General features: G+C 50.2%; 1 rRNA gene. It reads left to right on the plus strand.

The features are described from left to right. The first annotated feature begins 75 nt into the window (after nucleotides 1-75). Nucleotides 76-1,609, plus strand: a 16S ribosomal RNA gene (locus AYC61_RS19170). Nucleotides 1,610-1,752 lie beyond the last annotated feature (143 nt).

Raw genomic sequence — 1,752 nt, forward strand, 5'->3', positions numbered from 1 at the left:
TGGACTTTGAAAATTGAACAGTGCAAAGCCAAGCAATTAAATCAAAGAGTCAATTTTGATTAAACAATAAATTTTTTATTTGAGAGTTTGATCCTGGCTCAGGACGAACGCTGGCGGCGCGCCTAACACATGCAAGTCGAGCGAGAATTTAATTAATGAATCTTCGGAGGATTTAGTTAAAGGAAAGCGGCGGACGGGTGAGTAACGCGTGGGAAACCTACCTTATGCAAAGGGATAGCCTCGGGAAACTGGGATTAATACCTTATAAAACTCTAGTATCGCATGATACATGAGTCAAAGTGCTTAAGTGGCATAAGATGGTCCCGCGTCCCATTAGCTAGTTGGTAAGGTAATAGCTTACCAAGGCGACGATGGGTAGCCGGCCTGAGAGGGTGAACGGCCACACTGGAACTGAGACACGGTCCAGACTCCTACGGGAGGCAGCAGTGGGGAATATTGCACAATGGGGGAAACCCTGATGCAGCGACGCCGCGTGAGCGATGAAGGTTTTCGAATCGTAAAGCTCTGTCCTATGGGAAGAATAATGACGGTACCATAGGAGGAAGCCCCGGCTAACTACGTGCCAGCAGCCGCGGTAATACGTAGGGGGCGAGCGTTGTCCGGAATTATTGGGCGTAAAGGGTGCGTAGGCGGCCTAGTAAGTCAGATGTGAAATCCATCGGCTCAACCGATGTGAGCATTTGAAACTACAAGGCTTGAGTGCAGGAGAGGAGAGTGGAATTCCTAGTGTAGCGGTGAAATGCGTAGATATTAGGAGGAACACCAGTGGCGAAGGCGACTCTCTGGACTGTAACTGACGCTGAGGCACGAAAGCGTGGGGAGCGAACAGGATTAGATACCCTGGTAGTCCACGCCGTAAACGATGAGTGCTAGGTGTCGGAGTCGACAGGCTTCGGTGCCGCAGCTAACGCATTAAGCACTCCGCCTGGGGAGTACGGTCGCAAGACTGAAACTCAAAGGAATTGACGGGGGCCCGCACAAGCAGCGGAGCATGTGGTTTAATTCGACGCAACGCGAAGAACCTTACCAGGTCTTGACATCCCTCGGACCGTCTTAGAGATAAGACTTTCCCTTCGGGGACTGAGGAGACAGGTGGTGCATGGTTGTCGTCAGCTCGTGTCGTGAGATGTTGGGTTAAGTCCCGCAACGAGCGCAACCCTTGCCTTTAGTTGCCATCAGGTAATGCTGGGCACTCTAGAGGGACTGCCGGTGACAAACCGGAGGAAGGTGGGGATGACGTCAAATCATCATGCCCCTTATGATCTGGGCTACACACGTGCTACAATGGTCGGTACAATGGGCAGCCAACCCGCGAGGGGGAGCGAATCCCAATAAGCCGATCTCAGTTCGGATTGTAGGCTGCAACTCGCCTACATGAAGTTGGAGTTGCTAGTAATCGCGAATCAGAATGTCGCGGTGAATGCGTTCCCGGGCCTTGTACACACCGCCCGTCACACCATGGGAGTTGGTAATACCCGAAGCCATCGAGCTAACCTTTTGGAGGCAGATGTCGAAGGTAGGATTAATGACTAGGGTGAAGTCGTAACAAGGTAGCCGTATCGGAAGGTGCGGCTGGATCACCTCCTTTCTAAGGAGTAAAATGTTAAACTACTGCGTTATTAAATTTCTCATGACTACTCACGTACGTTTGTACGCTTCGTATCCATGAAAAATTTAATGCCTTGTATTTTAAGCATTTACAAAATTTTTAGGCGAAGCACTGTTCAATTT

The sequence above is a fragment of the Abyssisolibacter fermentans genome (genome assembly GCF_001559865.1).
Classification (GTDB): Bacteria; Bacillota; Clostridia; order Tissierellales; family MCWD3; genus Abyssisolibacter; species Abyssisolibacter fermentans.